Genomic DNA, 558 nt, shown 5'->3' with positions numbered 1-558 from the left:
CCATGCCGCCATCGACGGTATAGCCGGCGTTTTTCACCGAGCGGCAGAGCGTCTCGTTGCCGCTGTTACAGTAATCGCAGTGGCCGCAGCCTTCGAAGAACCACGCCACGCTGGCGCGGTCGCCCGGCTTCAGGGAGGTGACGCCCGGGCCGACTTTTTGTACCACCCCGATCCCTTCATGGCCGAGAATGACGCCGGTTTTATCGCCAAAATCGCCGTTTTTCACGTGCAGGTCAGTATGACACACGCCGCAGCATTCCATTTTCAACAGCGCTTCGCCGTATTCCAGCGGGCGCAGCGTTTTTTCCGTGACGTTAACCTGATGGTCGTGGGTAACAACAGCTGCCTTCATGCCTGTCTCCTTGTGGGGGAATTGATTAACTTAATTAATGCAATAGTACCCAATAAGGATTAGACGCTGAGCGGTAAAATACAAGGCGCTTAGTACAGAATGTGGCTTTTTGCTACAGAGATAGCACAAAATTCAGACAACATCGCTATATTTGGTAGGTAATAATATTGACGCTGAATGGTCATGTTTTTGTCATCACTCGAATC

1 protein-coding gene is annotated in these 558 nt (G+C 51.4%); it reads right to left on the bottom strand.

All coding sequences use genetic code 11. From position 1 onward, the window contains the following. The coding region (locus ABD481_RS46965; RefSeq protein ID WP_344672377.1) for an alcohol dehydrogenase catalytic domain-containing protein at positions 1–352 on the bottom strand (352 nt) is incomplete at its 3' end. Positions 353–558: the final 206 nt, after the last annotated feature.

Source organism: Catenulispora yoronensis (genome assembly GCF_039531695.1).
Lineage (GTDB): Bacteria > Actinomycetota > Actinomycetes > Streptomycetales > Catenulisporaceae > Catenulispora > Catenulispora yoronensis.
Note: the sequence above shows the minus strand (reverse complement) of the source record. Positions and strands in the feature narration are given on the sequence as shown.